We start from the raw sequence: 2,558 nt of genomic DNA, 5'->3' as shown, positions 1-2,558 counted from the left end.
CAGGCCCCCTCTACCCTGTTATCGTAGAGAATCAACGGATGTAAATTGCCATCCCCGGCGTGGAAAATATTGGCGATTTTATAACCGTATTTTTCACTTAAAGCCTTAATTTCCTGAAGAACAGACACCAATTGAGTGCGCGGAATCACCCCATCTTGGACAAAATAATTAGGGCTAATTTTCCCCGCCGCCGCAAAAGCCGCTTTTCTTCCCTTCCAGAGTTTAAAGCGGGTTTCGGCATCATTAGCCGTGGTGATATTTCTCGCCCCATTTTGACGGCAAATCTCGGCAACCCGATGTTTATTCCTGGCTACTTCTACCCCTAAACCATCCAATTCCACTAATAAAACCGACTCGGCATCCCGGGGATAACAACCGGTAGCTACCACGTCTTCCACGGCGTTGATACTGAGATTATCCATAATCTCCATCCCCGCCGGAATCACTCCCGATTTAATAATATCCGCCACCGCTTGGCCCGCCGCCTCGATACTGGTAAAATCAGCCAGTAAAACACAGATAGACTCGGGAGTTTTCAGAATTCTTAAGGTGATTTCCGTGGCAATGCCTAAAGTTCCCTCGGAACCCACAAATAAACCGGTTAAGTCGTAGCCCGGTTGTTCTGGTACTGCCCCCCCCACATCGATAATTGAACCATCGGGAAGGACGATTTTTAAGCCCATAACGTGATTGGTAGTGACACCGTATTTTAAACAGTGAACCCCGCCGGAATTTTCCGCCACATTACCGCCGATCGAGCAGATAATTTGACTAGAGGGATCTGGTGCGTAATAAAATCCCGCCCCGCTTACCGCTTGTGTCACCCAATTATTAATCACCCCGGGCTGCACCACCACCCTTTGATTATCTAAATCAACCCTGAGAATCTGATTCATCCGCACCGTAACGATGAGAATCCCCTCTTCTAAGGGTAACGCCCCTCCCGATAAGCCCGTTCCTGCACCCCTCGCTACCCAGGCAATCTCGTTATCGTGACAGAGTTTCACCACCGCCGCAATTTCTGCGGTGCTGCGAGGCAGCACCACAAGAGCTGGTCTTTGTCTGTATCCTGTAATACCATCGCACTCGTAGGTTAATAATTCATCTTTGCGACGGATGACACCATCTTTACCGAGGATCGCTTCTAGCTGTTTGATCAGATTGGGGGAGATTTTCGGGGGATTTTTGAGTAACATAGGTTTCAGGGCGGCGGAGTCGCAGTAAAATGGCTCTATAGGTTAAAATATCGCAAAAAAGCCTGAAATGAAGCTTTAAAAACTGCTCTCTCCTATTTTAACACTAGAACCCCTTCCTCTGTAGATAGAAACCCCCAAGGGTCTGGATTATAGAGAAAATTGCCGATAAATTTCCCAGTGCTTGCCGTTATGAATTAGGAGGGTAATTTCATCGATTATCACCTCAAAAAATAGCTCTTGATCAGCATATTTTGACCAAGCTTTCCAGAAATTATCTTTAGTTAAATCTCGGAAGCCAACGGTTAAATGGGGCGAAAAAGCTCGGCTTTTTGAGGCATTATCGCTGATATTCAAGGAAGATTCTAGCTGCTGTAAAAGCCGTTTTTGTAGGGTTAATAATTCTGGGGTTTTCTGGACATTAATATAAATGACTCGCGGTTTAAAGGCGGCAAAATTCTGGAGAATTAGGGGAATAGGAGCGTGCAAGCGGGCAAATTCCTCTAAACATCTTTCTAAATCGGGTAATTGTTCTAAATTCCACCGGAAAGGGGGTTGGAGAGTGACGTGGGGAGGCGATTTCAGGGCAGCGCGACTATTGTAAATTTCTGCAAACTCTAACTTGATTTTTGTGGCAATTTCCTGTACTTCTGGCGGCGGCAAAAGCGCAATAAAAAATAGAGATCCCTGGGGTTGATTCATGGAAGCAAGCAAAGCTACAGAAATAAAGCTGTCACCTCGATTCTAGCAGTCTTCCACAACTCTAGCTAATTGTATATCTCTGTTATATTGCACCCTCGACGGTCAAGATTAATCGGTATAATTATATGATTGTTAATCAGTCCTAGCCTCCTGAGAATTTATGCCCTGGTTTGTCAAGATAGAAAAAGGCATTGTTGATAAAACTACCTTCGATCGCTATGTCAGCGCCCATAAGGACTATGTGCGTGATTTAATTAGCCAAGGACGAGCAGCAAAAACTGGTTATTGGGCAGAAAGGGGCGGCGGAATGTTATTATTTAAGGCCGATTCTCTTGAGGAGGCTCAAGCAATTATAGTTCGCGATCCTTTAATCGAGAATGGTTGTGTGGAATACGAACTCCATGAATGGCGAATTGTCGTAGAGTAATCTAGCTTTTCAGGGAACAGTAATCAGTAATCAGTAATCAGTAATCAGTGAAAAGACGGCAATGTTAAGCTGTTGATTATCTAAATATTACTCCCTAATAGTTACTAATTCTGTACGCAAATATTGCATCTAGAATTAGCTTTGTACGCTTTGACCCGTACTGGGTTAACTACGAACCTCTCTATCGGATTCCCGCTAAAGGCGGCCTCTCCGACTACCTTTCTTCCAATATTTAA

3 protein-coding genes are annotated in these 2,558 nt (G+C 44.7%); 1 reads left to right on the top strand and 2 read right to left on the bottom strand.

Translation table 11 applies throughout. The features are described 5' to 3' along the window. Both O9323_RS15515 and O9323_RS15510 read right to left on the bottom strand, forming a co-directional pair. The coding region (locus tag O9323_RS15515) for an FAD-linked oxidase C-terminal domain-containing protein (RefSeq protein ID WP_288125393.1) at positions 1-1,196 on the bottom strand (1,196 nt) is incomplete at its 3' end. Positions 1,197-1,343: 147 nt separating this feature from the next. After that, positions 1,344-1,895, bottom strand: coding sequence for a 2'-5' RNA ligase family protein (locus O9323_RS15510; RefSeq protein WP_288125392.1), 552 nt, complete (start codon positions 1,893-1,895; stop codon positions 1,344-1,346). A 160-nt stretch (positions 1,896-2,055) separates the two neighbouring features. On the opposite strand from O9323_RS15510, the gene O9323_RS15505 reads away from it, so the two are divergent. Continuing rightward, entirely contained in the window at positions 2,056-2,322 is a 267-nt protein-coding gene (locus O9323_RS15505) for a YciI family protein (RefSeq protein ID WP_002736524.1), read from the top strand. The last annotated feature ends 236 nt before the right edge of the window (positions 2,323-2,558 follow it).

The sequence above is a fragment of the Microcystis sp. LE19-131.1A genome, from assembly GCF_027532015.1.
In the GTDB taxonomy this organism is placed as follows: domain Bacteria; phylum Cyanobacteriota; class Cyanobacteriia; order Cyanobacteriales; family Microcystaceae; genus Microcystis; species Microcystis ichthyoblabe_A.
Note: the sequence above shows the minus strand (reverse complement) of the source record. Positions and strands in the feature narration are given on the sequence as shown.